A 24,291-nucleotide genomic window follows, 5' to 3' on the forward strand; every position below is an offset into this window, starting at 1 on the left:
CGGTATCGCTCCGGGGAGCGGGAGTCGTCATATCCAGGGCTGACGTGTGGTTCCAGACCGTGCTCCGATGCGGAAGTCCCACCGCGGCAACGATGGTTGTGGCATGAACGAAACGCACTTCCCCGGCCGCTGGCTCGGCGGCACCTCGCTCGTGCTCGGCCCGATCGCGCTCCTCTCCGGCGTCCTGCTCCGTGTGGGGCCCGAGTTCTTCTTCCCCGAGCAGTTGCGCGCCTACGCCGACCGTCCGGCGCTCATGACCGCCGCCTACAGCCTCGTACTCGCCGGGTACGTGCTCCTGTGGCCTGCGGTCATCATGCTCGCCCAACGCATCGGGAGCACCCGGCCGACCTGGGCGCTCTGGGGCGGCGGCCTGGCGGTCTTCGGGCTGTTCGCCCGGACGTTCTATGCCGGGGTCGATCACCTCGCGTTCCAACTGGTCGAGTTGCAGGGGCCGGCGAGTGCGACGCGGTCGGTCGCGGACGCCTACGGGGCCTGGCATCTGATGAGCGCGTTCTCGGTGGCGGTCATGGCCGGATGGGTCGTGCTCGCCGTTGGAGCCGTCCGTGCCGGAGCGTTGCGGCTCGTTCAGGCGATCGCGCTGGCCTGCATGGCGTTGATGCCGCTCGGTGTCTTGAAGGGCACGACGCCGTTGTCGGTCGTCGCGGCCCTCGGTCTGGCCGTCGCCTTGGTGCCGTTGGGGGTCGGGGTCCTTCGGGAGGGGCCGCGTCCGCGTCGCCTGTTCGCCGGGGTCGCGGGGATGCTGCTCCTCGTCGCGGCGGCGGTGTTCGTCGGGATGCTCGGCTAGGGCCTGCCCTAGGCGGGGAGGCGGCCGGTGAAGGCGGTCTGGAAGTAGAGGTGCTTCTCCATGTGGGCCACGTATCTGGGGTCGGCGGCCTCGATGGTGAAGCGGGCCTTCTCGCTGCCGGGGTCGGATTCGATCGTGAAGGACGCGATGATCGCGGTGGCGCGGCGCAGGAACTCGTCGCCGCGCGGTTTGAGGACGAGGTAGTCGTAGCCGCCGGAGCGGCCGCTCGACCCGTCGAGCCGGTCGGCGTAGTGTTCGGCCGCTTTGACCTTGGGCTGCACGAGTTCCTTCGTGGCCTCGTCAAGGAGGTAGCCTTCGGCGTCGGTCCAGACCTGCTTGCCTAGGAACAGTTCGAAGCACTCTTCGAACTCCTTGGCGGTGTCCTGGCCCATCGCCATCGTGCCGAAGCCCTGGAACCAGGCGTCCATGAGCAGCTGCAGCCCGAACTCCGCCCCGCGGGGGAATTCGACGCCGTAGCCGAGGCGACTGGTGAGTTGGCCGTCGACTTTGGTTCCCTCACGGCCCCAGGTCAATACCTCGAAGATGGTCGTCATGGTCGCGAATCATATCCAGTGAGGGCAAACCCGTCATCCACCACTCGCACTTAGTTACCGGCGAGTAGCGGCGATGGTGCAGGGCCGGGGCGCCGCCCCGGCCCTCCTCAGATTCCTTTGCGGCTCAGCCCCAGTTGTCGGTGTGCACGTCGCGCGGCCACGGCGCGCCCGTGCCGGTCTCCAACTGCTGCTTGAGGCTCATCAGGAACGACCCCCATTTGGTGCTGCAGTGGTGCATGAACTCGATCGGTTCACGCCACCCTTCGTGCTTGAACAGGACGACCGTGTAGTCGCCTTCGCGGCGCAGGTCCCAGTGGATCTTGGTGCCGATCCACTCGGGCACGTCGCCGCCGACGACCTCCCAGAGGACGCGCTCGCCCGGTTCGAGTTCGAGGACTTCCATCTCGAACTCGCCGTTCTCGAACTTGAAGGCGATCCGGCCGCCCACGTCCGTCGTGCCGGTCGTGTTCTCGGTCCACCATCCGGAGAGTCCCTCCAGTGTGGCCAGTGATTCGTATGCCTGCTCGGGCGTCGTGTGCTCGGCGCCGATGCGGTGCAGGATGTCCACCATCGCGGTGTTCCCTTCTATTCCTCGTTCTCGGTTGCCTGCTTCTGGCGTTCGATGGTCTCGGCGAGGCGCTTGATGCGCTGGAGCCGGGAGTCCCAATTGGTGCCGACCTCGTTCAGCTGGGCGACGGCGCGCGCCAGCTGGGCCTCGTCGACGCGGAAGTGCTTCTCGCGGCCGGCGGTCGCGGCGTGCACCAGGCCGACCCGGTCGAGGACGGCGAGGTGCTTGGCGACGGCCTGGCGGGTCACCGGCAGCCGTTCGCTCAGGCTGGTGGCCGTCCCGCTGCCCTCGCTGAGCAGCAGGTCGAGCATGCGGCGCCGGGTCGGGTCGCCGACGGCGGACCAGAGGTCGTCGTCGACCGCGGTGCTCATCGGCCCGCTCCGACCTTCTCCGCGTACGGCGCCAGGCGCGGCAGGAAGTGATCCCAGCCGGTGACGTGGTCGGCGTGCTCGGCCGCGACCTTGGACTCGGCCCAGCCGCGTTCGCGGAAACCGGTCTCGGTCATCCGAAGCAGGGTCCCGGTGTCGGTGGGCTCGAGTTCGAAGACGACCAGGTACGAGTTGCCTCGCGCCGCGGTCGTGCCCTCCTCGTGGGTCCACCGGAAGGAGAAGCGCCGCGGCGGCATCGCGTCGACCACGGTGAACTGCTGCCAGTCGAGGCCGTCGGCCGGGTTCCCGAAGCCGATCCGCCCGTTCTCGCCCGGCACGGGCGAGAACTCGGCTTCGTCGGGCCACCACTCCTTCAGGTGCTCGGGGCTGCTCACCACGTCGAAGACGACCTCAGGCGAGGCCTCGATGCGGATCTCCCGCTCGATCGATCCGAGTTCCATGACTGCCACCTTTCGCAACGTTTGGTTGCACATCACGCTACCGCAATCCGCGGGGATGTGCAACCTTTGGTTGCTAAAAGGTGGGGATGCTCAGGAACGCTGCGCGGCCGGGGCCGTCCAGCTGTCGAGCAGGCGCAGGGCCTCGGCGCTCTTGGAGGCGGGCTCGACGTTGTAGACGCACATCGTCTGGTCCGGGTCGTCCGGCAGCGCGAGCGCCTCGTACGCGAACTCCAGATCGCCGACCACCGGATGCCGGTACCGCTTGATCCCGTGCGTCCGCCGCAGCACCTCGTGGTCGTTCCACCACCCGCTGAACTCCGGGCAGCCGATCATCAGCTCGCCCACCAGGTCCGCGAGCTGGCGGTCCTCCGGGTGCTTCCCGGCCTCGTAGCGCAGCGCCGCCACATTGTCGCGGGCCATGGCCTCCCAGTCGATCAACCGCTCCCTCGCCTCCGGATCGAGCAGGCTCCAGCGGGCCACGTTCCGCAGCTTCGCGGGCATCGCCTCGAAATCGACCATCACCGCCTTCGCCAAGCGGTTCTGGGCGAGCACGTCCATGCGCCTGCCGAGAATGAACGCCGGCACGTTCTCCAGGCTCTGGAGCGTCAAGAGCAGTCCCGGCCGCACCCGCTGCGCCGCGATCGGCCCGCGCCGCCGCGGTTCGCGGCGTCCCGCCAGGTCGACCAGGTGATCGCGCTCCGACCGATCGAGCCGCAGCGCTTCCGCAAGGGACTCAAGCACCTCCGCCGAAGGATTGCCGGCCCGGCCCTGCTCCAGGCGCGTGTAGTACTCCACGCTCATGTTCGCCAGCCGCGCCACCTCGTCGCGCCGCAGCCCCGGCACGCGGCGCACGCGGCCGTCGTCGGGCAGGCCCGCGTCCTGCGGGCGCACGCGGGCCCGCCTGCTGCGGAGGAAGTCCGAGATCTCAGCGCGCTGGTCCATGCCGTCAATGGTGCCCCAGCCGCGACGGCCCCGCCGAGCCGAAGGTGGTACTGGCGGGGCCAGTCACGAGGGGGCGTTCTTAGGCCCGGTTTCACGCCCCGAACAGTGCTGTACTCGATTGCAGGACGGAGCAACCGCCCTGAACGCCGAGCACACCGAAGGAACACAATGTCCACTGTGAACACCGCCCTGCCGCTCGCGAACCGCGTCGCCGTCATCACCGGCGCCTCCAGCGGCATCGGCGAGGCCACCGCCGAACTGCTCGCCGAACGCGGCGCGAAGGTCGCCCTCATCGCCCGCCGCGCCGACCGCCTCCACGCCCTCGCCGAACGCATCGAGCAGCGCGGCGGCACCGCGCTCGCCGTCCCGACCGACGTCACCGACGCCGAAGCCCTCGGCGCCGCCGCCGCGCGCATCGCCGCCGAACTCGGCACCGTCGACCTCCTGTTCAACAACGCCGGGGTCATGCTGCCCTCGCCCGTCAACGAACCGCGCCCCGACCTGTGGCAGCGCCAGATCGACCTGAACATCACCGGCCTGATGAACGCCATCGGGGCGTTCACCCCGCAACTGCTCAAGGCCGCCGCGGACAAGGGCGTCGCCGACCTCGTCAACACCTCCTCGATCGCGGCGGTCGGCGTCTTCGCGAACTTCGCGGTGTACACCGGCTCGAAGGCGTTCGTCTCACACGCCACCCGCAACCTCCGGGCCGAGCTCGGCCCCCAGAACGTGCGCGTCTCCTCGATCCAGCCGGGCATCGTCACCACCGAACTGGCCGACCACGTCACCGACGACGCCGCCCGCGCCTGGATCGACGCGCAACGCGCCGCCTACGAGGTGCTCGAGTCCGCCGACGTCGCCGAAGCCGTGGCCTACCTGGCGCAGCAGCCCTCCCGCGTCAACCTCTCCGAGATCACCATCATGCCGACCGCCCAGGTCTGAGGGCCGCGCCCGCGATCGATTTGAAGACGATCGTTCATAAACGGGCGCTGCGCGCACGGGACGCGTGGCAGGATTGCCGTCGGAACAGAACGGCAAGGACGCCACGCGTCCCGGCAAGCACCGACACCACGGAGGTTCGACATGGCCAAGCTCGGCAGGACCGACATCGAGATCCACCCGCTCGTCCTCGGCACCAACACCTTCGGGTGGAACACCGAGGAGGCCGAAGCGCACGCGGTGCTCGACGCCTTCACCGCCGCCGGCGGCAACCTCATCGACACCGCCGACTCCTACTCGGCCTGGGCCCCCGGCAACTCCGGCGGCGAATCCGAGACCGTGATCGGCACCTGGCTCGCCAAGAACCGCGACAAGAACGTCCTGGTCGCCACCAAGGTCTCCCAGCACCCCGAGTTCAAAGGCCTCGCCGGACCGAACGTCCGCGCCGCCGCCGAAGCCTCCCTCAAACGCCTCGGCGCCGAAGCCATCGACGTCTACTACGCCCACTTCGACGACCCCGACACCCCGCTCGAGGAGACCGTCGGCGCCTTCAACGACCTCGTCACCGAAGGCAAGATCCGCCACATCGCCGTCTCCAACTACAGCCCCGAGCGGCTCCGCGAATGGCTCGACATCACCGAACGCCACGGGTACGCCCGACCGGTAGCCCTCCAACCGAAGTACAGCCTCGTCAGCCGCAGCACCTTCGAACCGGGACTGCGCGACATCGCCGTGGCCGAAGACCTCAGCGGCCTCCCGTACCACGCGCTCGCCTCCGGCTTCCTCACCGGCAAGTACCGCACCGAGGCCGACCTGCAGCACAGCGTCCGCGGCGGCTCGGCCGCCAAGCACCTCAACCCCTCCGGGCTCGCGATCATCGAGAAACTCGACCAGATCGCCCAGGCCCGCGGCGTCGCGATCGCCTCGGTCGCGCTGGCGTGGGCGCGCACCCGGCCCGGCATCACCGCGCCGATCGCCGGCGCCCGCACCGCCGACCAGCTCGGCCCGCTCCTGGCCTCGGCCGAACTGGAGCTCACCCGGGACGAGGCCGACGAACTCACCGCGCTCTCGGACGTCATCGGCGCCTGACGGCAAGCGAACGGGGCGACCAGACCTGGTCGCCCCGTTCGCATCCCCGTGGGCAATCGGGCCCGAGGCCGTAGGAGCGGGCGCCCCCTCCGCCGCGGCATACCGTCCTGTTCGCTCAGCCGACCTATCATGGCGGCATGCCCGACCCACCGTCCGACGCCCGCAGCAGTCTCCGGTCGCTCCGGCAGCGGGCGATGATGACCCAGGAAGAACTCGCCTTCAAGTCCGGTGTCGGGGCGCGCACCATCCGCGACATCGAATCGGGAAGGGTACGGCCGCAACCGAAGACCGTGCGCCTGCTCGCCGACGCACTCGGCTTGTCCGAGAACGAGTGGACACTGCTGACCAGCGCCGAGGACGCGCTCACGGCGGTGCCCCGCGAACTGCCGAGGACGCTCGCCGCGTTCGCCGGCCGCGAGCACCACCTGGACGCGATCGTCGCCGCGGTCGACGAAGGCACCGCCGTCATCGCCGTGCACGGCATGGCCGGCGTCGGGAAGACCTCCCTGGCGGTCCGTGCCGCCCATGCCCTCGCCCCCCGCTTCCCGGACGGGCAGCTGTTCGTCGACCTCCACGGGTTCAGCCACCCCGACGGCCCCCGCCCGGACCTGCGATCGGTGCTGACGCGCGTCCTGCGAGGCCTCGACGTCGCCGAACGGGCACTGCCCACCGACATCGACGAACTCACCGCCCGCTACCGCAGCGTCCTCGCCGACCGCCGCGTGCTCCTGGTGCTCGACAACGCCGCCGACGCCGAGCAGGTCGAGGCGCTGCTCCCGGGAACGTCGGGCAGCCTCATCCTGGCCACGAGCCGCCGCGGCCTCGACCCGCTGGCGGGCGCGCACTCCGTGCCGCTGGAACCACCGCCGATGCGCGAAGCCGTGGCGATGATCGGCGCCGCCCTCGCCGGCCGGATCACCGCCGAAGAAGCCGCCGCGATCGCCGAACGCTGCGGCTGCCTCCCGCTCGCGATGGGCCTGGCGGCGGCCCGCCTCCGCAGCCGTCCACTGTGGCGGGCACAGGACCTGCTGAACCGCCTCGCCGACGAGGACCGCCTCCTCGACGAACTCGACATGGGCCACCGAGGCGTCGCCGCGGCACTGCGCGCCTCCTACCTCGAACTCGACACCACCCACCGGCGCCTCCTGCGGCGGCTCGGACTCGTCCCCGGCGACGACGTGAACGCCTGCGCCGCAGCCGCACTGTGCGACGAGAACGAGGAGCGGGCGACCGCCATGCTGGAGTCCCTCGTCGACGTCCACCTCGCCGAGACGCGCTCCCCGGGGCGATACCGGCTGCACGACCTGGTGCGGCTCTTCGCGGCCCGACTCGCGGGGCTGGAAGAGACCAAGGCCGAACTCGACGCGGCCCTCCACCGGCTGCTCGGCGTCTACCTGCACTTCGCCTACCAAGCCGCGGCCCGCCTCCACCCGAACAAGCGCCGGTTCACCGAAGGCGCCGCCGCACACGACGCCGGACTCCCCGGTTTCACGGACCAGCCCGGCGCACTGGCGTGGTTCCAGACCGAACGCGCCAATCTGGAGGCCGCCGTAGTCGCTGCGGCGCACGCCGACCGGACCGAACAGGCCTGGCACCTCGCCACCGCCTTCAACGCGTTCTTCGTCCACGACCCCGACACCGGCCCCCACGCCCACGTCAACCGGATCGCGCTCGACATCGCCCGCCGCACCGGCGACGTCCGCAAAGAGGCCTTCACCCTCGGGGACGCCGGGCGCCAACTGCTGGCGGTCGGTCGGCACCGGGAGGCGATCGACTGCCTCGACCGGTCCGTCGCGCTCAAACGCGGCTTCGGCGAGTTCGGCGACGCGGCGCTTACGTTGGCCAACATCGGCATCCTGTACCGCCGGGCCGGCCGGTTCGCCGATTCGATCGAGGTGCACGAGGCGGCGCTGGCCCAGGCGGAGGAGGCCGCGGACGCCGCGGCGGCGGCGCTCATCCGGACGAACATGGTCGTTCCGCTGCTGCGGCTCGGACGCTTCGCGGAGGCCGAACACCGCCTGGCGGCGGCCGAACGGCGGCTGGACTCCGGCGACGAGCACAACCGCATCCGCATCGAGGTCTTCCGCGGGGTCCTCGTCCGCGAGCTCGGCGACCCGACCGAAGCCGTGACCATGCACGCCGACTGCCTCCGGGCCTACCGCGGGGAAGGCGTCACGGCCGACGTGACCGCGACGCTCATCGAACTGGGCGTGGACCTGCTGCGCGCGGGCCGGGCGGACGACGCCGCCGCCGAACTCGGCCGGGCCGTCGAGTACGCGGTGCGACTTGCCGACCCGTCGCTGGAGCGGTCGGCCCGCAACGATCTCGGCCGCGCGTTCACCGACTTGGACCGGATCGACGAGGCGATCGGCCAGCACGAGCGGGCCGCGGTGATCGCCGAGTCCCATGAGGACGCCTACGAGCTCGCGCGGTCGCACCACGGCCTCGCCGAAGCGCACCGCCACCAAGGCGACGGTGCCGCCGAGCGTCGGCACTTGCAAAGCGCCGCTGAGCGATACGAGGCCTGCGGCGTCCCCGAGACGGCGCTGGTCGCCGCGCGGCTGGGTGAACTCCGCGAGCGGTGAGACAGGGACACCACAGGACTTGACGCCCGCGACCCAGCCCTCACCGCACGGAAGCACCCGCCCGGCGTATCGCCGAGCGAGCTCTGAGCGAACCGTCGTCCGCGGTGGGGTGTTGTCGTCCGACGCCGACGCCGACGCCGACGCCGACGGCGCATGGCGCGGTGTTACTTGCGGCGGCAGGTGTCGTAGCCGCCATCGTAGATCCGGCCCCAGGTGACCCGGGCCGACTTCAAGAGCCCTTCGATCGAGTCGACGCCGTGCGCGCGCTGCTGGGCGACGAGGATGCCCGCCGCGGCGAGCGTGTCCGAGGCGGCCTCGTGGTGGCGGGTGAGGTCCACGCCCGCGGCCGCCGCGACGTCGGGCAGCCGGTACGAGGGCATCGGCCAGGTCTGCTTCGCGATGACCATGGTGCAGGCGTACCGCATCGCGGGCCACGGCAGCCCGGTCGCCGTGTTGGCGGCCCTGATGACCGAAGTGTCGAACGACGCGTTGTGCGCCACCAGCGGGTCATCGCCCGCGAACTCGCTCAGCCGTCCCCACACCTGGCGCCACCCCGGTGCACCGACCACATCGGATGATTGGATGCCGTGGATCTGGGTGTTGCGGTATTCGAACCGGTCGTGCCCGGCCGGCGGCCGGATGAGGCTCGCGAACCGGTCGACGACTTCGCCGCCCTTGACCCGGGCCATCGCCACCGAGCAGGCACTCGCCCTACTGCCGTTGGCGGTCTCGAAGTCGATCGCCACCCAGGAGTCCATGTGCCGCCCTTCGCGTCCGAGGAAGCCCGAAGGTTAGCAGGGCCGCCGCGCGATGCCGGTCTTCGGTTCGGCGGCGGCGCCGGCCGGGCCGTCAGCCCAGGGCGTTGAAGACCGCTTCGGCGCGGTCGCGCTTGCTGAACAGGTCCCAGGCGGTATCGGCGATGCCGTCCGGGTCGAGCGTGGCGATCTTCGTGTCCCCGAACATGTTCGGGTCGGAACTCATGGCCTTGTGGATGTCGCCGCGTTCGATGAGGCCGCCGATGGTGAGGGCCCCGGCGTAGACGCCGGTGGTGGAAAGGCCCGCGTTGAGGGTGATGGCGTAGTTCCGCAGGGCGGCTGTCATGACCGCGAGGGCGCCGAGCGTGGGCATGGGCACGACGGAGCTGAGCCCTCCGGCGAACAGGAAGCCGCCGGAGCCGCGCTCGATCATGCCCGGCAGGACTTTCCCGACCGCGTCGACTGCCGGGTACACGAGCTCCATCGCCGCGCGCACGTCCGCTGAGCCGGCCTCGGCGATGAGCCCGGGCATGGGGCCGTCCATCGCGGCCGGTCCGTAGTACGCCAGGTCGATGGTGCCGAAGCGGGCGAGGATCTCGTCGAGGACGGTGTCGAGCCGTTCCTTGTCGCTCAGGTCGGCGGTGAAGGCCGCCGCTTCGATCCCGGCCTCGGCGAGGGAGGTGAGGTAGGCGCCGTGGCGTGTGTCGCTGCGGGAGACCAGGGCGACTCGGTAGCCCTCGCGGCCGAAGCGGTGCGCGATGGACATGCCGAGGCCGGGGCCGGCCCCGAGGACGACGGCGGTCTTGGTGGTGGACATGGCGATTCCCTTCACGAACGTAATTTGAGGGTTCCCTCAAGTTAGTTGCGACCGTACCACAACTTGAGGGAACCCTCGACTTCGTATGATGGGGGTATGCCCGAGACCAGATCCCGCCGTTCCGACGCACTGCGCAACCGGGACCGGCTCCTGGCCACCGCCGCCGCGCTGTTCGCCGAGCGCGGCCTGGAGGTGCCGCTCGACGAGATCGCCCGCAGTGCGGGCGTGAGCATCGGGACGCTCTACAACCACTTCCCGACCCGCGAAGCGCTGTACAACGCGATCATTCCTGCGCGCCTCGGCGCTCTCGACAGGATCGTCGCCTCCGCGCTCGAGATCGAAGACCCGTGGGAAGGCTTCGTCGCGTACCTCGAAGGCGTGTTCGGCCTGCAGGCCCAGGACCGCGGCCTCAACGACGCGATCGCGCGACGCCGTCCCGCCAGCGACGAGATCGCCGCAATGTGCACCCGCAACGTCGACGACGTCCTGCAACTCATCGCCCGCGCGAAAGCGAGCGGCGGCCTCCGCGAGGACTTCCAGCCCATGGACCTCGCCATGCTCGGCGCGGCCATCTCCCAGGTGATCCAGGAATCGGGGGATTGGCGGCGCTTCCTGGCCTTCCACATCAACGGCCTGCGCGCGGACGCCGCCTGACACGACGAAGGGCCCTCACCGCCGAACAGCGGTGAGGGCCCTTGACTTCCTCCGCTCTGCCCTCCGAGACGTACAGGGCAGAGCGGCAGCCTCCTAAGCGGCAGGGGCCTTCGCGAAGACCTCGATCTCGCTGAGGATGATCCACCCGGCAGTGTCCCCGGTCCCGGCCGTCATGGCGACCCGGACCGCGGAGGTCGCGGCGTTCACCTCGACGTCGATGATCGGGGCCTCACCCGTCGGGACGTCGACGACGTCACCGGCGTTCTGCCAGTTGCCGTCCGCGTCCAGGTACTGCACCTGCAGCGTGTCGGCGTAGCTGTTGCGGCCGCCGTCGCTCCAGAAGTGCGACACCACGCGGGTCACGTCCCGGACCTCGGGGAGTGTCACGGTGATCGTGTCCTCGGTGTTGAACGCGCCCGACTTCCAGTTCGACCAGCCCTTGTCGGTCAGGTTCCCGTTGCGCAGGGCCTCAGTCGAATAGCCCGGCTCGGTGAACGTCGCCGACGTGGTCACGCCGTCCCCGAGCGCGACATTGACCTCGATCGGGTCGGTCACCTCGACGTCGATCGACGCCGGCAGTTCGGTGCCGTCGATCAGGACCGCCGTGCCCGCCAACGTGACGGTGCCGTAGTCGTCGAACGCGCCCTCGGGCGCCTCCTCCCACGTCACCGGCACCGAAGCCTCAGTGCCGCGCTCGCCCACGGCGATCACCGTGTCCGGCAGGTCCGGCGTGAAGCCCGGGTAGGTCTTCGCCGAGGCCGTCGCGGTCTCGGAGAAGTTGTCGATGCTGACGGTCACCTTGGTGCGGAACGTGTTTCCGAGCGGGTCGGTCGCCTTGCCCCGCACGGTCTCCGTACCCACCTTGTTCCAAGTGGAGTCAGGCGGCAGATCCCAGACGACCGGGAGCGCCCCGCGCGCGCCGTCGCGGTAGACGCCGGGCACGGTGTCCGGCAGCTCGGGCACGAAGCGCGGCACGGTGTAGGTCGTGACATCGGCCGTACCCAGCACGGTCTCGTCGACAACGGTCCAACGCTGGTTGCTCGCCGACGTCGGGGTGTAGGTCTGGACCGGCGAACCGTCCGCCGTCGCCTCGCCCCACACGTCCAGGACCACGCCGGTGCCGACGTTGACGGGCACGTACGTGCCGTCGCCGGTGGTCGACAGGTACCACTGGGCCGCCTCGGACGGATCCCCTTCGGCCCCTTCGAGGACCGCCAGGCCGTCGGCGACCGCCAAACGGGTCCCGGTGGCGGCGTTCACGATCTGGTACTTCTCACGGTTCGAGTAGCCGTCGGTCAGCTGCTGGATCTCCCACAGCTGCTCGACGCTGGAGGCGTCGTCGGTCTCGAGCACGATGCCGGTGCCGTCCGCCGACGGGGCGATCGACTTGCCGCTCTGCACGCCGTCGAAACGGTAGACGTGGCCGTCGAGCACCATCGCCGCGTCCTCGGCGACACCCGAGACGCCGTCGACCAGGAAGGTCGTCACCGACTTGCCCGGCACGGTCAGCGTCGCGGTGGAGCCGTCGACGACCACCGGCTCGCCCTCGACGAGCGCGCCGTCGGCGCTGGTGACCACCGGGGTCACGGTGGTGCCGGAGTCGACCGAGCCGAACTTCGACAGGTCGAGGGTCACGGCGACCGCGTTCTCGGAGTTGTTGGTGTACACGACGCTCGCGGCGTCCTCGGAGTCCTTGATCGCCGCCACGGTGGAGCCGTTGTCGGTGCCGATCATGTGGTCGCCGGGCTCGATGTAGTGCGTGAAGTTGCGGATCGTGTCGAACTTGGTGTTCGTCTGGATCTCGCAGGTCTCGAGGGTGTCGTCCGCGGTGCAGTCGAAGGGCAGCTGGATCTCGCCCCAGCTGTGGCCCAGGTTCTTGTCCTCGATCGGCTGCCACAGCACCCACGCCGACGGCTCGAGCTCGCGCAGGTCGTCGGTGATGCGGGTGGCGATGCCCAGGCCGTTCTCCATCGAGGTGTAGTCCTGGCCGTTGGTCCAGGCGCCGCCGACCTCGCTCATCCACAGCGGCTTGTCGCTGCCCTTGGCCAGGTCGCGGGCGCTGGTGCGCTGACCCGTGCCGTAGGTGTGGACGTTCATCTGCTCGACGTTCGCCCGGGACTCCTCGGTGTAGGCGTTCCAGTTGCTCGTGAACTTGCCCGGGTTGGTCTCGTCCATCGCCGAGACCACGGTGTCCAGTTCGGACTCCGAGAGCTGGTCGGCGAGCGCGTTGATGACCAGCTGCTGGAGCTCGGGCCCGGCGTGCGCGCCCTCCTGGCCGCCGCCGGTCGGCTGCACGCCGTCGGCGCCGAGCTGGGTGCGCCAGTAGTTGGTGTTGGGCTCGTTGAGCGGGTCGACGGTGTCGAACTCGATGCCGTGCTCGGCCTCGACGTGCTCCATGACCTCGGTCAGGTAGGTCGCGAACTCGTCGACCGAGTCGGTGCGGATCTGGTCGGCGTTGGCGTCGAAGCCGCCCGAGACGTAACCGGAGACGGTCTGGAAGTAGGGCGGGGAGTTGGAGAACGCCTCCCAGTGGGTGACGTCGTCCTTGATCTGGTCGATCCACCAGCGCTGGTTCGCGTCGGCGTCCCAGTTCCAGTGCTCGGGGTTCTCGGGGTCCCACCAGTCCTTGTCCTCCTGGGTGGTGCCCTCCGGGGCGGCCCAGTAGCCGGGCACGGCCGAGGCGCCGCCGCGGAGGTACTCGTTGTCGATGTTCGGGGCGTTGCCGCCGCCGATGTTGTACCTGGCGATGTTGAGGTTCAGGCCCTCCTCGCCGAAGACCAGGTCCACCAGTTCATCGCGGATCTCGTCGGGGTAGCCGCCGGTGGCGTTGGCGAACCAGACGAGGCTCGTGCCCCAGCCTTCGAATTCGGGACCCTGGTACGACGGGTCGAGGGTGACGCTGACGGCGGTCGCCGCGGTCTCCTGCGCGCCGGCGGTGTTCGCGTTCCAAAGGGGCAGCGCGGCTGCGGTGAGCGCGGCGGCGAGGCCGACAGCACCGGCCGCGGCCAGCGGGCGCCTACGCCTCGGTCGGGGAGATGACATCGTTGTCTCCTTCAGGGGGGTTGCAATCGAGTGACTTGAATATTGCACAAAAAACAACGCTTGTGAACACCCTTTGTCTAACGGATTGAAAAACCCTGACCTGGAATCGCTCCCGCAGGACTGAAAATGTCGTACCTAGAGTGCAGGGTTAGTACCGGGGGCCCACCAATGTCCGATTTATGCAGACCCTCCGCTCACATTCGAACCGAGCCGAAAACTGTCGTACCCATAGGTCAGGGTTTAGACCGGGGGGCCAACGATGTCCGATTTGCCGGGACCCTCCGCTCACGTTTCCTCGCGCTGCTCCACCCGCTCCGCCCTCGCCGCCTGCCGCCGAGCCGTCCTCGACAGCCGGCTGATCGCCAGGATGCTCACGTCGTCGTCCATCCGCGCCGCGAACCGGTCCGCGTCGTCCCACACGAACTCGATGAGCCTGCGCAGCGAACTCGGCACCACCAGCCCGTCCAGGTGCTCGGCCAGCGGATAGTAGTTCCCGTCCGCGTCGCGAGCCTCGACCAGGCCGTCCGAGAACGCCAGCAGCGTGTCCTCGGCCCCGAACGCCACCGAGGCCATCCCGACCGGCTTCACCGGCGCCGCCAACCGCAGCCCCAGAACCGGCGCGGGCTTGAGGTCGATCTCCTCCACCTGCTCGCCCCGCAGCAGCAGCGGCGACGGATGCCCGCAGGACAGCAGCCGCAGCTCCTCCGACTCCTCCGCGAACTCCGCCAGCAGCACCGAGGCGAACAGCTCCGGCACGTACCCGTGCGCCGCGTCCTCCAGGATCCGCCGCTCCAGCCGCCAGGCGATCGCGCCCAGTTCCGCCTCGTCGAGGATCGCTTCATGGAAGACCGACAGCAGCATCGAAGCGGTCCCCACCGCGTCGAGCCCATGCCCCTGCACGTCGCCGAGGATCAGCCGCACCCCGAACGGGCTAGGCCGCACGTCGAAGAAGTCCCCGCCGATCCGCGCCCCCCGCTGCGCCGAGTGGTACAGCCCCGCGCACGCCAGGTCGCCCACCCGCTCGGGCAGCTCCGGCAGCACCGCCCGCTGCGCCGCCTCTGAAACGCTGAACACCGTCACCAGGCCCGCCTCGAAGCGCTGGCGGATCCACGAGATGCTCACGGCCGTAGCGAAGATGATCGACACGACCATGATGTCGGGGAAGTCGAAGCCCTCGGTGATCGGCAACGGCGCGGCGATGAGGGTCAGTGCGACGGCCGAGATGATCGCGGTCCAGGCAGGGCCGAGCACGAACGCGGCGAGCAGCGGGACGACCGCCATCGCGATGCCGGCGTGGAGGGGGTCGCGCGAGAGGACCTGGGTGGCGGTGGCGATGCCCAGGGCTACGAGCGGCAGCAGCCGGACCCACCGCGGAATGGCCGTGCCCGGCCGCAGCTCGCCCAATCTCGGGACCTGCGCAGCCATGGCCCGAGTCTAGGTCTCTAGTGGCTCGCCACCTGCGATTTCGAACAGGTTGAGTGAAGAATCAGGACGCGCGGCGGGAGTCGTACTCGGCGTGCGAGTCGAGCACCCGGGGCATCTCGTCGTAGAGGTGCACCACGAGTTCGCGCAGCCGCAGTTCCAGGCCGGCGCCCACCTCGGTGAGGCGGTATTCGACGCGGGACGGGTAGCCGTCCGCCGGGGCGAGGCGGTCGACGATGCCGTCGCGTTCGAAGTGCTTGAGGCTCTGCGCGAGGGCCTTGTCGTTGACGCCCTGCACGGTCCGCCTGATCTCACTGAAGCGCATCGGTCCTTCATGCAGCGCCAGCAGGATGAGCGTGCCCCAGCGGCCGGTGATGTGGTCGAGGATGGTGCGCGACTCGCACCCCTCGGCCTGCACCTCGAAGCCGGGGAAGAGTTCGGTGGGCTGGGTGCTCATGACGTGATGTTACCTCGATAACAGTGCTTTCGAAATGATTGTACTTTCGTTTGGTAAGTGCAATGGTAGACCCACTCGACAGTTGAAGGAGCAGAAAATGATCGTCGTCACCGGTGCAACTGGACAACTCGGCACGTTCGTCGTCGAAGGCCTGATCAACCAGGTCCCCGTGGAAGAGATCGCCGTCGTCGTGCGCGACGCCGCCAAGGCCAAGCGCTTCGGCGAGCTCGGCATCGAGGTCCGCGTCGCCGACTACAGCGACCCGGCCACCCTCGTCGACGCCTTCCGCGAAGGCGAGAAGGTCCTGCTCATCTCCGGCAGCGAAGTCGGCCAGCGCGTCCCGCAGCACAAGGCGGTCATCGACGCGGCCAAGAACGCGAACGTCGCGCTCCTGGGATACACCAGCGTCCTCGGCGGCCCGGCCGCCGACTTCGAGCTCGCCCGCGAGCACCAGATCACCGAGCGGTACCTGATCGACTCGGGCGTCCCGTACGTGCTGCTGCGCAACGGCTGGTACCACGAGAACTACACCGCGAACCTGGGCCAGGTCATCGCGAACGGCGGCGTCCTGACCAGTGCCGCCGAGGGCGCGAAGATCGCGAGCGCCACCCGCGCCGATTTCGCGGCGGCGGCGGTCGCGGTGCTCACCACCGAGGGCCACGAGAACAAGGAATACGAGCTCAGCGGCGACCAGGCCTGGACGTACGAGGAGTACGCGGCGGAGGTCTCGCGCCAGCTCGGCAAGGAAGTCGGGGTCAGCCGCGTCCCTGGCGAGCAGCACCGCGAGATCCTGGTCGGCGCGGGCGTGCCGGACCCGTTCGCGGCGATCCTCGTCGGCGTCGAAGACGCGATCTCGCGCGGCCTCCTGGCCGTGCAGACCGGCGACCTGTCGAAGCTCATCGGGCGTCCGACGACCCCGATCGCGCACTCGATCACCGAGGGCCTCCAGGCCGCTCAGGCGTAAGCGAGCACGACGACGGCCCGCGGGGATCATCCCCGCGGGCCGCTTCGCGTCTCAGACCTCGATGTGGGCGCCCATGGTCACGGTGCGTTCGCGCGGCAGTTTGAAGTGGTCGGCGGCATCGGCGGTGATGTAGGAGGTGGCGATGAACAGGCGTTTGCGCCAGTTCGCCATGGTCGGCTCGGGACCGTAGCGCAGTTGGATGGTCGAGAGGAAGTAGGTGGCGTCCTTGAGTTTGAGCTTGCGGCCCTCGGATTGGCGCGACTTGACCTGCCGCAGGGCGGCGGGCACGTCCTGGGGTTCCATGTAGCCGAAGCGGGCGGTGACGTGGATGATGCCGTCGTGAGCGAGGCCGAGGTCGTCGACGAGGACGCGGTCGGCCTCGGCGACACGCGGGACCGGTTCGGTCTCGACGGAGAGGATCACGATCTGGGCGTGCCGCACGTGGTTGCGTTCCATGTTGGCGCGCATCGCGAGCGGGGCGGTCTCGGCGCCCCGGTTGAGGAAGACGGCGGTGCCGGGAACCTGCGCGACCTTCGGTTCCCCGGCGTGGAGCCGGGCGATGAACTCGCGCAGGGGCCCTTCGAGCCGGTCGCGCTGGGCGGTGACGATCTCGCGGCCGCGCTGCCAGGTGACCAGGACGGTGAACCCGGTGACGCCGATGACGAGCGGCAGCCATGCGCCGTGTGCGAGCTTGGTGGTGTTGGCGGCGAGGAACAGCAGGTCGAACGCGAGCATGAGGCCGCCGCCGGTGAGGACCAGCCACTTCGGCGCGTGCCACTGGGTGCGCGCGATGTAGAAGAACAGCAGAATCGCGATGCCGATGGTGCCGAGGACGGCCATGCCGTACGCGTACGCGAGCGCCGCGGAGCTGCGGAAGGCGAATACCAGCGTGAGCACCGAGACCATGAGCAGCCAGTTGATCCAGGGCACGTAGATCTGCCCGATCTCGTGCTCGGAGGTGTGGGAGATGCGCAGGCGCGGAAGGTAACCGAGTTTGGAGGCCTGGGAGGCCACTGAGTACGCGCCGGTGATCACGGCCTGGGAGGCGATCACGGTGGCGACGGTGGCGAGGAGGAGGAGTGGCACGCGGCCCCATTCGGGCGCCAGAAGGAAGAACGAGCCGTCGACGTTCGCGGGGCTGTCGAGGATCATCGCCCCCTGGCCCATGTAGTTGAGCAGGAGCGCGGGGAAGACCAGGAAGACCCAGCCGACGGTGATGTTCCTGCGCCCGAAGTGCCCCATGTCGGCGTAGAGGGCTTCGGCGCCGGTGAAGGTGAGCACGACGGCGGCGAGGGCGAAGAACGCGATATGGAAGTGGTCGAAGAGGAAGCCGACGGCGTAGGTGGGGCTGAGCGCTCTGAGGATGTCGGGGTTGCGGGCGATGCCGCCGAGGCCGAGCAGGGCGAGGGCGAGGAACCACAGGATGATGATCGGGCCGAACAGGCGACCGACCGCACCGGTGCCCTTCTTCTGGAACCCGAAGAGCAGCACGATGATCACGGCGGTGATGGGGATGATCCAGACTTCGAAGGTCGGGTCGATCACCTTGAGGCCCTCGACGGCGGAGAGCACGGAGATCGCAGGGGTGATCATGCTGTCGCCGAGGAAGAGCGCCGCGCCGAAGATGCCGAGGGCGGCGAGGACGAGCGAGGTGCGGCGGCCGCGTCGCGTGACGTGGCGGCGGATGAGGGTGATGAGGGCCATGATGCCGCCTTCGCCGTCGTTGTCGGCGCGCATGGCGAGCATGACGTAGAAGATCGTCACCACGATCATCATCGACCAGAAGATGAGCGAGATCAGCCCGAAGACGTTGTTGTCGTTGATCGGCACCGGGTGCGGGTCGGCGGGATTGAAGAGGGTCTGCAGGGCGTAGATCGGGCTGGTGCCGATGTCGCCGAAGACGACGCCGAGTGCGCCCACGACGAGTGCGAGTCGCAGGGCGCCGCGCGGGGTGACAGGGCCGTTCGCGGGCGCGGACATCGACTCCGGTTCCGGGGTGACATCCGGCGTACTCGCGTCGAATTGAGAGGTCACGACGGCTGCTCCTTCCGGAGGATCGGGCATCGGCGGTCCGGTCCGACCGGTGGACGATACCGCGCGAAACGGGTGCCCAGCTGCAGAGTGGGGTAATCCGAGAACACCTAGTGACCTGCGAGTCGGCCCCGGACAAGGTCGCCCGGGGCCTTCGCGTCACCGGAAGGAGTCGGCGTGGTCGCGGGCCCAAACGGCGAAGGTTCGCGCCGGACGGCCGGTGACGTCCTCCACAGTGCTGAAGACCTTCTGCGCGAACTCGGGCGGGTTCGCCCGCCAGTCGAGCACGTACTCGATGGCGTCCTCCTCGATGCCCATGGCGCGCATCCGGATCCGCGCGCCTTCGCGGTCTTCGGCCTCGTAGCGCACGTCCTTCCCAAGGGCGCCGGCGATCAGTTCGACCTGCTGGGGCGCGGTGAGCACTTCGGGGCCGGTGAGGGTGTAGGCCTGGCCGGCGTGGCCGTCCTCGGTGAGGGCGAGTGCGGCGACGGCGGCGATGTCGCGCACGTCGACGGGGGAGTGCCCGATCTCGCCGTAGGCCTCGCGGACCACGCCTTCGGTGCGGATCATCTCGGCCCAGCTGAGCGCGTTCGACATGAACTCGCCGGGCCGCAGGTGCGTGTACTCGAGTTCGGAGTCTTCGACGGCCGCCTCGACCGGGCCTTCGAAGCCGTTCCACAGCAGCGTCACGCGCCGCACCCCGGCTTTGACGGCGGCGGCGACCAGGTCGCGGCTGTTCGGGACGGTGGCGTTCGCCGGACCGAACGAGGTCATGAGGTGCAGTGCGGTGACGCCTTCGAGGGCGGCTTCGAGGCTCGTGAAATCGGTGAAGTCCCCGGCGCGCACGTCCACGCCCGCAGGCAGATGCGCATTGTCCGGGTCGCGGGTGAGGGCTCGTACGGGGCGATTCGCGGCGTTGAGCAGCTGCACGAGGTGGCGTCCGACGTTGCCGGTGGCGCCGGTGATCAGAATGGTCATCGCTGGTCCTTCTCGGTTCGCCGGGGCCGTGGCACGGCTCCTGTGGCGGCTGGGCCAACGGTAGATTCGCGCGGGGCGATCGGCATCGGACTCACGGCGTGGTCGCGGGTACGTCGCTGGTCCTAGGACCGTTAGATCACGACGACGAGCTTCCCCTTGGCGCCGTTGAACTCCATGAGGGCATGGGCATCGCGGATGCGGTCGAGGTCGAAGACGCGGTCGAGCGGCACGGCGGCCCGACCGGCCGCCACATCATCCAGATAGGACTGCAGGACCTCGGGTGCGAGGTCGCTCGCGTCGCCGGAGTAGGCGGTGAGCCGGACCCCGGTGGGCAGGTAGGCGATCGGATAGAAGTCCTTGACGGTCCACTTGTTGGAGAGCATCCCGGTGAAGCAGACGGTGCCGTGGATCCTGGTGGCGCGCAGCGTGTCCGGCAGAGTCGGTGTGCCCACGAGCTCCAGGGCCGCGTCGACCCCGTCGGGGAGGATCCGCCGCACCTGCGCGGCCACGTCCCCGTCGTCGATGAGCACGTGGTCGACGCCGGCCTTTTCGAGCGCGCCCGCTTTGGCGGCGTTGCGGGTCGTGGCGAGCACGGTCATGCCGATGCGCTTGGCGAGGATCGCGGTCGCCGTCCCGACCGAGGAGGTGCCGCCGCGGATGAGGAGGCTCTGGCCCGGCCGCGCGTCGAGGCCCACGGTGAGCGAGCCGTTCGCGGTCTGCAGCATCTCCGGGATCGCGCCGAGCACCGACCAGTCCAGTTCGGACTTGAACGGCACGATCTGCCCCAGCGGCACGCAGGTGTACTCGGCGTACCCGCCGTCGAAGGTCCGGCCCATGCCGCCCATCATCGTCACGACCTGCTGGCCGGGGGCGAACGTGCCGCTCGGGTCGGCGTCCACAATGCCCGTGGCCTCGATGCCGAGCACCCGCGGGAACGTGACGCCCTCGGCCAGGCCGAGCCGCGTGTGCAGCTCAGACCTGTTGAGCCCGAACGCCTTCACCTTGATCCGCACCCATCCCTCGACCGGTTCGGGGACCGGCAGCTCGCGGATCTGCAGATTGGAGACCGGTCCGGGGGCGTCGAGGACGACGGCTCGCATGGTCATGGACGGTGCCTTTCGGTCGTGATGTCGAGTTGTTGGCGCAGCCAAGCTCGTTCGGCCTTGCTGGTCGCCTTGGCGATCACGAGCATCCCGCGCCGGTACGGGTCCTCGATCTCTTTGGCGCGCAGCGGATGCCCGCCGTCGTAGAAGAAGCTCGCGGGCTGGTCGAGGAAGTCGAGGCGGCGGCGCAGCACCGCGCGGCGCTCGGCCTCGTCGGGCAGGTGCGACAGGAACGCCAGCACCACGAAGTACCGGCCCGTGTCCGTGATGTCGTACCCGTCCGCGTCCCGCAGGTGCTGCCGCAGCCGCTGCAGACCGAAATCGGTGAGCCGCAACGTCCCCTTCTGCGCCGCGGCCTGCCCGCGCCCCATCTCCCTGACGAGCGCTCCGGAGGCGACGAGCCGGTTGATCGCCGGGTAGACCGTGCCGTCGCTGAAGGTCCGGGCGTATCCGTGCAGCTGAGACATCTTGCGACGCAGCTCGTAGCCGTGCAGCGGTCCCTCCGCCAGAAATCCCAGGATCATCAGTTCGATCACAGGTACTATCCTATACCTCGATTCGTTGTATAGACTGATCGTGACCGCTTTGCCCACGTCCTGCAGGGAAGCCGCTGTGATCGAGTTCGAATCGGTGTCGAAGACCTTCTATCCGGGCCAATCCGTGGCCGTCGCAGACTTCTCGCTCGTCGTGCCCTCCCACCGCACCGTCGTGCTCGTGGGCTCCTCCGGCTCGGGCAAGTCCACGCTCCTGCGCATGGTGAACCGCATGGTCGAACCCACCTCCGGCCGCGTCCTCATCGACGACGAGGACGTGCGTGAGAGGGACCCCGTCGCCCTGCGCCGCTCCATCGGCTACGTCCTCCAGCACGGCGGCCTCCTTCCGCACCGCACCGTCCTCGACAACATCGCCACCGTGCCCATCCTCAACGGCGTCGACAAGAAGCAGGCGCGAAGCGCCGCAATGGAACTGCTCGAACGCGTCGGTCTCGACCCCCAGACCGCGCGCCGCTACCCCGGGCAGCTCTCCGGCGGGCAGCAGCAGCGCGTGGGCGTCGCCCGCGCCCTCGCCGCCGACCCGAACATCCTGCTCATGGACGAGCCCTTCGGCGCCGTCGACCCGATCATGCGCCGCGAACTGCAGGACGAGCTCCTCCGGCTCCAGTCCGAGCTGCACAAGACCATCGTGTTCGTCACCCACGACGTCGACGAGGCCTTCCTGCTCGGCGACGAGGTCGTGGTCCTGCGCGAAGGTGGTCAGATCGCCCAGCGCGGTACCCCGGCCGAGATCCTCGGCGCTCCGGCCGACGACTTCGTGCGCGACTTCGTGGGCGCCGACCGCGCCGAACGCGAACTCCACGTCACCACAGTGGACGGACGCACCATCGCCGTCGACGGCGCCGGCCGGCCCGTGGGGGTGCTCGCGCCTTGAACTGGCTGTCCCTGAACTGGCAGCAGGTCGTGGAGCTCTCCCGCGACCACCTGCTGCTCAGCGCCCCCGCGATCCTCCTGAGCGTGCTCATCGCGGTCCCCATCGGACGCCTCGCCCAGCGCCGCCCCCGCCTCGGCGGCGCCCTCCTCGGCGCGGCCAGCCTCATGTACGCGATCCCCGCGCTGCCGTTGCTCATCATCATCCCGGCGATCCTCGGCATCCCGCTGCGCTCGCCCGCCACCATGGTCACCGCCCTCAGCGTCTACGGCGTCGCCCTGCTCGTGCGCACCGCCGCAGACGCCTTCGCCTCGGTCGACCCGCGCGTGCGCGAAGCCGCTGTCGCCGTTGGCCACTCGCCCCGCAGCGTGTTCTGGCGCGTCGACCTCCCGCTCGCCGTCCCCGTTCTCCTCTCCGGGGTGCGCGTGGTCGCCGTGAGCACGGTCAGCCTCGTCACCATCGGCGCGCTCATCGGCGTGCCGAGCCTCGGCACGCTGCTCACCGACGGTTTCCAGCGCGGCATCCCCGCCGAAGTCGCCACCGGCGTCATCGCGACCATGCTGCTCGCCCTGCTGTTCGACGCGATCCTCGTCATCACCGGGCGCGTCCTCACGCCGTGGACCACCACGCAGCGCGAACGCCTGCTCCCGCAAGAGGAGACGACATGAACCTCTTCCTCGGCGCCCTCGCCTGGCTCACCGACCCCGCACAGTGGACCGGCCCCAGCGGTGTGCCCACGCGCGTCCTCCAGCACCTCGCCATCACGGCCGCCGCCGTCGGCGTCAGCGCCGTCCTCGCCCTGCCCGTCGGAGTCCTCATCGGACACACCCGCAAGGGCGCCGGCATCGTCGGCGCCGTCGCCGGGGCCGCCCGCGCGATCCCCACGCTCGGACTTCTCACGCTTCTCGGTCTCGCCCTTGGCATCGGCCTCAACGCACCCCTGCTCGCCCTCATCGTCCTGGCCATCCCGTCCGTCCTCGCGGGCGCTTACGCGGGCGTCCAGAACGTCGACACCGCCGTCACCGGCGCGGCCCGCGCCATCGGGATGAGCCCGCGCCAAGTGGTCTTCCAGGTCGAACTCCCGCTCGCCTCACCGGTCATCATCGGCGGCCTGCGCGCGGCCACCCTCCAGGTCGTCGCCACCGCCACGCTCGCGGCCTACACCGCCGACTTCGGCCTCGGCCGCTACCTGTTCTCCGGCCTCAAATCCCGCGACTACGCCGAAATGCTCGCCGGGGCACTCCTCGTCGCCGCCCTGGCCCTCCTGCTCGAACTCGCCCTCGCGGCCGCGCAACGCATGGCCGCCAACCGAATCGCCGCACCCGGCCGGGAGCCGATCCCGGCACCGCGATTCGAAACCACCCGAGAGAAGGAACCCGTATGAACCGCCGCACCAAGGCCTTGAGCGCCCTCGCCCTCGCCGGCGCCATGGCCGCCACCGCCTGCACCTCCAGCGACCCGCTCGACAGCGGTGAATCGGACGGCGAGACCATCGTGATCGGCTCGCAGGACTACTACTCCAGTGAGATCATCAGCGAGATCTACGCCCAGTCCCTTGAGGACGCCGGGTACACCGTGGACCGCCAGTTCCGCATCGGCCAGCGCGAGGCCTACCTGCCCGAGATCGAGGGCGGCTCGATCGACCTGTTCCCCGAGTACACGGGCCCGCTGCTGCAGTACTGGGTGCCCGACACCGAGGCGCGGCTGAGCGACGACGTCTACGCGGCGCTGCAGGAGTCCACGCCCGAGGGTCTGCGCGTGCTCGACCAGTCGGCCGCGACCGACCAGGACTCGTACACCGTCACGCGGGCGTTCGCCGACGAGTGGAGCCTGACCACGGTCGACGACCTCGCGAACGTGACCGTGCCGATGACCATGGGCGCCAACTCGGAAGCCGAGACCCGTCCGAACGGCCCGCAGGGCCTGCTCGACACGTACGGCGTCGAGGTCGGCTTCACGCCGATCGAGGACGGCGGCGGCCCGCTCACCGTGGGCGCGCTCAACGACGGCGACATCCAGCTCGCCATCATCTACACCGCGGACCCGTCGATCGCGGCGAACGACCTGGTCTCGCTGCAGGACACGAAGGGCCTGTTCCTGGCCTCTCACGTGGTGCCGCTCGCGAGCGACAATGTGGACGACGAAGCCGCCGCGGTCATCAACGCGGTGAGCGCCGCGATGACCCCGGAGGACCTCATCGCGATGAACTCCCGCAGCGTGAACGAAGAGCTGCCGGCGGCCACGATCGCCACCGATTGGCTCAAGGAGGCCGGTCTCGACTAGCACTGCCATGACAAGGGGAGCCGCCCCAGGCGGCTCCCCTTGCTGGTGT

General features: G+C 69.6%; 24 protein-coding genes. 10 read left to right on the forward strand and 14 right to left on the reverse strand.

Annotated elements, in window-relative coordinates; translation table 11 throughout:
* The first annotated feature begins 103 nt into the window (after positions 1-103).
* Entirely contained in the window at positions 104-805 is a 702-nt protein-coding gene (locus tag ACFO8M_RS03555; RefSeq protein ID WP_387970564.1) for a hypothetical protein, read from the forward strand.
* A gap of 8 nt (positions 806-813) precedes the next feature.
* Here the strand turns inward: ACFO8M_RS03555 and ACFO8M_RS03560 are convergent, their stop codons facing one another.
* The 5 genes from ACFO8M_RS03560 to ACFO8M_RS03580 form a co-directional block, all read right to left on the reverse strand.
* Positions 814-1,359: a hypothetical protein gene (locus ACFO8M_RS03560; protein WP_387970565.1), complete on the reverse strand. Its 546-nt coding sequence runs from the start codon at positions 1,357-1,359 to the stop codon at positions 814-816.
* A gap of 124 nt (positions 1,360-1,483) precedes the next feature.
* Positions 1,484-1,930 (reverse strand): SRPBCC family protein, encoded by a 447-nt coding sequence (locus ACFO8M_RS03565; RefSeq protein WP_387970567.1) that lies wholly within the window; start codon positions 1,928-1,930, stop codon positions 1,484-1,486.
* A gap of 14 nt (positions 1,931-1,944) precedes the next feature.
* Positions 1,945-2,298, reverse strand: a complete 354-nt coding sequence (locus ACFO8M_RS03570; RefSeq protein ID WP_387970570.1) for an ArsR/SmtB family transcription factor — start codon at positions 2,296-2,298, stop codon at positions 1,945-1,947.
* Entirely contained in the window at positions 2,295-2,756 is a 462-nt protein-coding gene (locus ACFO8M_RS03575) for an SRPBCC domain-containing protein (protein WP_387970573.1), read from the reverse strand. Before ACFO8M_RS03575 ends, ACFO8M_RS03570 begins: the two co-directional genes overlap by 4 nt.
* A gap of 90 nt (positions 2,757-2,846) precedes the next feature.
* Positions 2,847-3,698, reverse strand: a complete 852-nt coding sequence (locus ACFO8M_RS03580) for a helix-turn-helix transcriptional regulator (protein ID WP_387970576.1) — start codon at positions 3,696-3,698, stop codon at positions 2,847-2,849.
* 168 nt (positions 3,699-3,866) lie between these two features.
* Here ACFO8M_RS03580 and ACFO8M_RS03585 point away from each other — a divergent pair, with 168 nt between their 5' ends.
* The 3 genes from ACFO8M_RS03585 to ACFO8M_RS03595 all read left to right on the forward strand — a co-directional run bounded on the left by ACFO8M_RS03585 (position 3,867) and on the right by ACFO8M_RS03595 (position 8,311).
* Positions 3,867-4,640 (forward strand): SDR family oxidoreductase, encoded by a 774-nt coding sequence (locus ACFO8M_RS03585; RefSeq protein ID WP_387970579.1) that lies wholly within the window; start codon positions 3,867-3,869, stop codon positions 4,638-4,640.
* 141 nt (positions 4,641-4,781) lie between these two features.
* Positions 4,782-5,726, forward strand: a complete 945-nt coding sequence (locus ACFO8M_RS03590) for an aldo/keto reductase (protein WP_387970582.1) — start codon at positions 4,782-4,784, stop codon at positions 5,724-5,726.
* 137 nt (positions 5,727-5,863) lie between these two features.
* Positions 5,864-8,311, forward strand: a complete 2,448-nt coding sequence (locus tag ACFO8M_RS03595; protein ID WP_387970585.1) for an ATP-binding protein — start codon at positions 5,864-5,866, stop codon at positions 8,309-8,311.
* A gap of 164 nt (positions 8,312-8,475) precedes the next feature.
* Here the strand turns inward: ACFO8M_RS03595 and ACFO8M_RS03600 are convergent, their stop codons facing one another.
* Both ACFO8M_RS03600 and ACFO8M_RS03605 read right to left on the reverse strand, forming a co-directional pair.
* The gene (locus ACFO8M_RS03600) at positions 8,476-9,069 is read right to left on the reverse strand and encodes a 3'-5' exonuclease (RefSeq protein WP_387970588.1); all 594 of its coding nucleotides are present in this window, start codon (positions 9,067-9,069) and stop codon (positions 8,476-8,478) included.
* 91 nt (positions 9,070-9,160) lie between these two features.
* On the reverse strand, positions 9,161-9,883 hold the full coding sequence (locus ACFO8M_RS03605; protein WP_387970591.1) for an SDR family NAD(P)-dependent oxidoreductase: 723 nt from the start codon (positions 9,881-9,883) through the stop codon (positions 9,161-9,163).
* Positions 9,884-9,979: 96 nt separating this feature from the next.
* Here ACFO8M_RS03605 and ACFO8M_RS03610 point away from each other — a divergent pair, with 96 nt between their 5' ends.
* Positions 9,980-10,537: a TetR/AcrR family transcriptional regulator gene (locus ACFO8M_RS03610; RefSeq protein WP_387970594.1), complete on the forward strand. Its 558-nt coding sequence runs from the start codon at positions 9,980-9,982 to the stop codon at positions 10,535-10,537.
* A 93-nt stretch (positions 10,538-10,630) separates the two neighbouring features.
* On the opposite strand, the gene ACFO8M_RS03615 is transcribed toward ACFO8M_RS03610, so the two are convergent.
* The 3 genes from ACFO8M_RS03615 to ACFO8M_RS03625 all read right to left on the reverse strand — a co-directional run bounded on the left by ACFO8M_RS03615 (position 10,631) and on the right by ACFO8M_RS03625 (position 15,458).
* Positions 10,631-13,579 (reverse strand): glycoside hydrolase, encoded by a 2,949-nt coding sequence (locus ACFO8M_RS03615; protein WP_387970597.1) that lies wholly within the window; start codon positions 13,577-13,579, stop codon positions 10,631-10,633.
* A gap of 285 nt (positions 13,580-13,864) precedes the next feature.
* Positions 13,865-15,004 (reverse strand): PP2C family protein-serine/threonine phosphatase, encoded by a 1,140-nt coding sequence (locus ACFO8M_RS03620; protein ID WP_387970600.1) that lies wholly within the window; start codon positions 15,002-15,004, stop codon positions 13,865-13,867.
* A 61-nt stretch (positions 15,005-15,065) separates the two neighbouring features.
* Positions 15,066-15,458 carry a winged helix-turn-helix transcriptional regulator gene (locus tag ACFO8M_RS03625; protein WP_387970603.1) on the reverse strand — a complete coding sequence of 131 codons (393 nt, stop codon included), beginning with the start codon at positions 15,456-15,458 and terminating at the stop codon, positions 15,066-15,068.
* Between the two features lie 97 nt (positions 15,459-15,555).
* On the opposite strand from ACFO8M_RS03625, the gene ACFO8M_RS03630 reads away from it, so the two are divergent.
* Positions 15,556-16,422 carry an SDR family oxidoreductase gene (locus tag ACFO8M_RS03630; RefSeq protein WP_387970606.1) on the forward strand — a complete coding sequence of 289 codons (867 nt, stop codon included), beginning with the start codon at positions 15,556-15,558 and terminating at the stop codon, positions 16,420-16,422.
* A 51-nt stretch (positions 16,423-16,473) separates the two neighbouring features.
* On the opposite strand, the gene ACFO8M_RS03635 is transcribed toward ACFO8M_RS03630, so the two are convergent.
* The 4 genes from ACFO8M_RS03635 to ACFO8M_RS03650 form a co-directional block, all read right to left on the reverse strand.
* A complete protein-coding gene (locus ACFO8M_RS03635; RefSeq protein WP_387971188.1) occupies positions 16,474-18,402 on the reverse strand; it encodes a potassium transporter Kup in 1,929 nt (642 codons plus the stop codon).
* Positions 18,403-18,612: 210 nt separating this feature from the next.
* The gene (locus tag ACFO8M_RS03640; RefSeq protein WP_387970608.1) at positions 18,613-19,431 is read right to left on the reverse strand and encodes an NmrA family NAD(P)-binding protein; all 819 of its coding nucleotides are present in this window, start codon (positions 19,429-19,431) and stop codon (positions 18,613-18,615) included.
* A gap of 131 nt (positions 19,432-19,562) precedes the next feature.
* Positions 19,563-20,531: a zinc-binding alcohol dehydrogenase family protein gene (locus ACFO8M_RS03645; protein ID WP_387971191.1), complete on the reverse strand. Its 969-nt coding sequence runs from the start codon at positions 20,529-20,531 to the stop codon at positions 19,563-19,565.
* 2 nt (positions 20,532-20,533) lie between these two features.
* Positions 20,534-21,070, reverse strand: a complete 537-nt coding sequence (locus tag ACFO8M_RS03650) for a PadR family transcriptional regulator (RefSeq protein ID WP_387970611.1) — start codon at positions 21,068-21,070, stop codon at positions 20,534-20,536.
* Positions 21,071-21,146: 76 nt separating this feature from the next.
* Here ACFO8M_RS03650 and ACFO8M_RS03655 point away from each other — a divergent pair, with 76 nt between their 5' ends.
* Genes ACFO8M_RS03655 through ACFO8M_RS03670 form a run of 4 tightly spaced genes read left to right on the forward strand, consistent with a single transcriptional unit; the run spans position 21,147 to position 24,242 of the window.
* Positions 21,147-21,962, forward strand: coding sequence for an ABC transporter ATP-binding protein (locus ACFO8M_RS03655; protein ID WP_387971194.1), 816 nt, complete (start codon positions 21,147-21,149; stop codon positions 21,960-21,962).
* Entirely contained in the window at positions 21,959-22,627 is a 669-nt protein-coding gene (locus ACFO8M_RS03660) for an ABC transporter permease (protein ID WP_387970614.1), read from the forward strand. The genes ACFO8M_RS03655 and ACFO8M_RS03660 overlap by 4 nt, the downstream gene beginning before the upstream one ends.
* Positions 22,624-23,343 (forward strand): ABC transporter permease, encoded by a 720-nt coding sequence (locus ACFO8M_RS03665; RefSeq protein WP_387970617.1) that lies wholly within the window; start codon positions 22,624-22,626, stop codon positions 23,341-23,343. Before ACFO8M_RS03660 ends, ACFO8M_RS03665 begins: the two co-directional genes overlap by 4 nt.
* Entirely contained in the window at positions 23,340-24,242 is a 903-nt protein-coding gene (locus ACFO8M_RS03670; RefSeq protein WP_387970620.1) for an ABC transporter substrate-binding protein, read from the forward strand. The genes ACFO8M_RS03665 and ACFO8M_RS03670 overlap by 4 nt, the downstream gene beginning before the upstream one ends.
* Positions 24,243-24,291: the final 49 nt, after the last annotated feature.

Source organism: Glycomyces rhizosphaerae (assembly GCF_042647865.1).
Lineage (GTDB): Bacteria > Actinomycetota > Actinomycetes > Mycobacteriales > Micromonosporaceae > Glycomyces > Glycomyces rhizosphaerae.

Bases quoted from the DNA above. Each gene is read 5' to 3' on its own strand.
- ACFO8M_RS03595 (WP_387970585.1), top strand. From the start codon at position 5,864: ATGCCCGACCCACCGTCCGACGCCCGCAGCAGTCTCCGGTCGCTCCGG.
- ACFO8M_RS03625 (WP_387970603.1), bottom strand. From the start codon at position 15,458: ATGAGCACCCAGCCCACCGAACTCTTCCCCGGCTTCGAGGTGCAGGCC.
- ACFO8M_RS03630 (WP_387970606.1), top strand. From the start codon at position 15,556: ATGATCGTCGTCACCGGTGCAACTGGACAACTCGGCACGTTCGTCGTC.
- ACFO8M_RS03665 (WP_387970617.1), top strand. From the start codon at position 22,624: ATGAACCTCTTCCTCGGCGCCCTCGCCTGGCTCACCGACCCCGCACAG.
- ACFO8M_RS03555 (WP_387970564.1), top strand. From the start codon at position 104: ATGAACGAAACGCACTTCCCCGGCCGCTGGCTCGGCGGCACCTCGCTC.
- ACFO8M_RS03670 (WP_387970620.1), top strand. From the start codon at position 23,340: ATGAACCGCCGCACCAAGGCCTTGAGCGCCCTCGCCCTCGCCGGCGCC.
- ACFO8M_RS03610 (WP_387970594.1), top strand. From the start codon at position 9,980: ATGCCCGAGACCAGATCCCGCCGTTCCGACGCACTGCGCAACCGGGAC.
- ACFO8M_RS03620 (WP_387970600.1), bottom strand. From the start codon at position 15,004: ATGGCTGCGCAGGTCCCGAGATTGGGCGAGCTGCGGCCGGGCACGGCC.
- ACFO8M_RS03570 (WP_387970570.1), bottom strand. From the start codon at position 2,298: ATGAGCACCGCGGTCGACGACGACCTCTGGTCCGCCGTCGGCGACCCG.
- ACFO8M_RS03645 (WP_387971191.1), bottom strand. From the start codon at position 20,531: ATGCGAGCCGTCGTCCTCGACGCCCCCGGACCGGTCTCCAATCTGCAG.
- ACFO8M_RS03615 (WP_387970597.1), bottom strand. From the start codon at position 13,579: ATGTCATCTCCCCGACCGAGGCGTAGGCGCCCGCTGGCCGCGGCCGGT.
- ACFO8M_RS03565 (WP_387970567.1), bottom strand. From the start codon at position 1,930: ATGGTGGACATCCTGCACCGCATCGGCGCCGAGCACACGACGCCCGAG.
- ACFO8M_RS03580 (WP_387970576.1), bottom strand. From the start codon at position 3,698: ATGGACCAGCGCGCTGAGATCTCGGACTTCCTCCGCAGCAGGCGGGCC.
- ACFO8M_RS03575 (WP_387970573.1), bottom strand. From the start codon at position 2,756: ATGGAACTCGGATCGATCGAGCGGGAGATCCGCATCGAGGCCTCGCCT.
- ACFO8M_RS03590 (WP_387970582.1), top strand. From the start codon at position 4,782: ATGGCCAAGCTCGGCAGGACCGACATCGAGATCCACCCGCTCGTCCTC.
- ACFO8M_RS03560 (WP_387970565.1), bottom strand. From the start codon at position 1,359: ATGACGACCATCTTCGAGGTATTGACCTGGGGCCGTGAGGGAACCAAA.
- ACFO8M_RS03640 (WP_387970608.1), bottom strand. From the start codon at position 19,431: ATGACCATTCTGATCACCGGCGCCACCGGCAACGTCGGACGCCACCTC.
- ACFO8M_RS03605 (WP_387970591.1), bottom strand. From the start codon at position 9,883: ATGTCCACCACCAAGACCGCCGTCGTCCTCGGGGCCGGCCCCGGCCTC.
- ACFO8M_RS03585 (WP_387970579.1), top strand. From the start codon at position 3,867: ATGTCCACTGTGAACACCGCCCTGCCGCTCGCGAACCGCGTCGCCGTC.
- ACFO8M_RS03600 (WP_387970588.1), bottom strand. From the start codon at position 9,069: ATGGACTCCTGGGTGGCGATCGACTTCGAGACCGCCAACGGCAGTAGG.
- ACFO8M_RS03635 (WP_387971188.1), bottom strand. From the start codon at position 18,402: ATGTCCGCGCCCGCGAACGGCCCTGTCACCCCGCGCGGCGCCCTGCGA.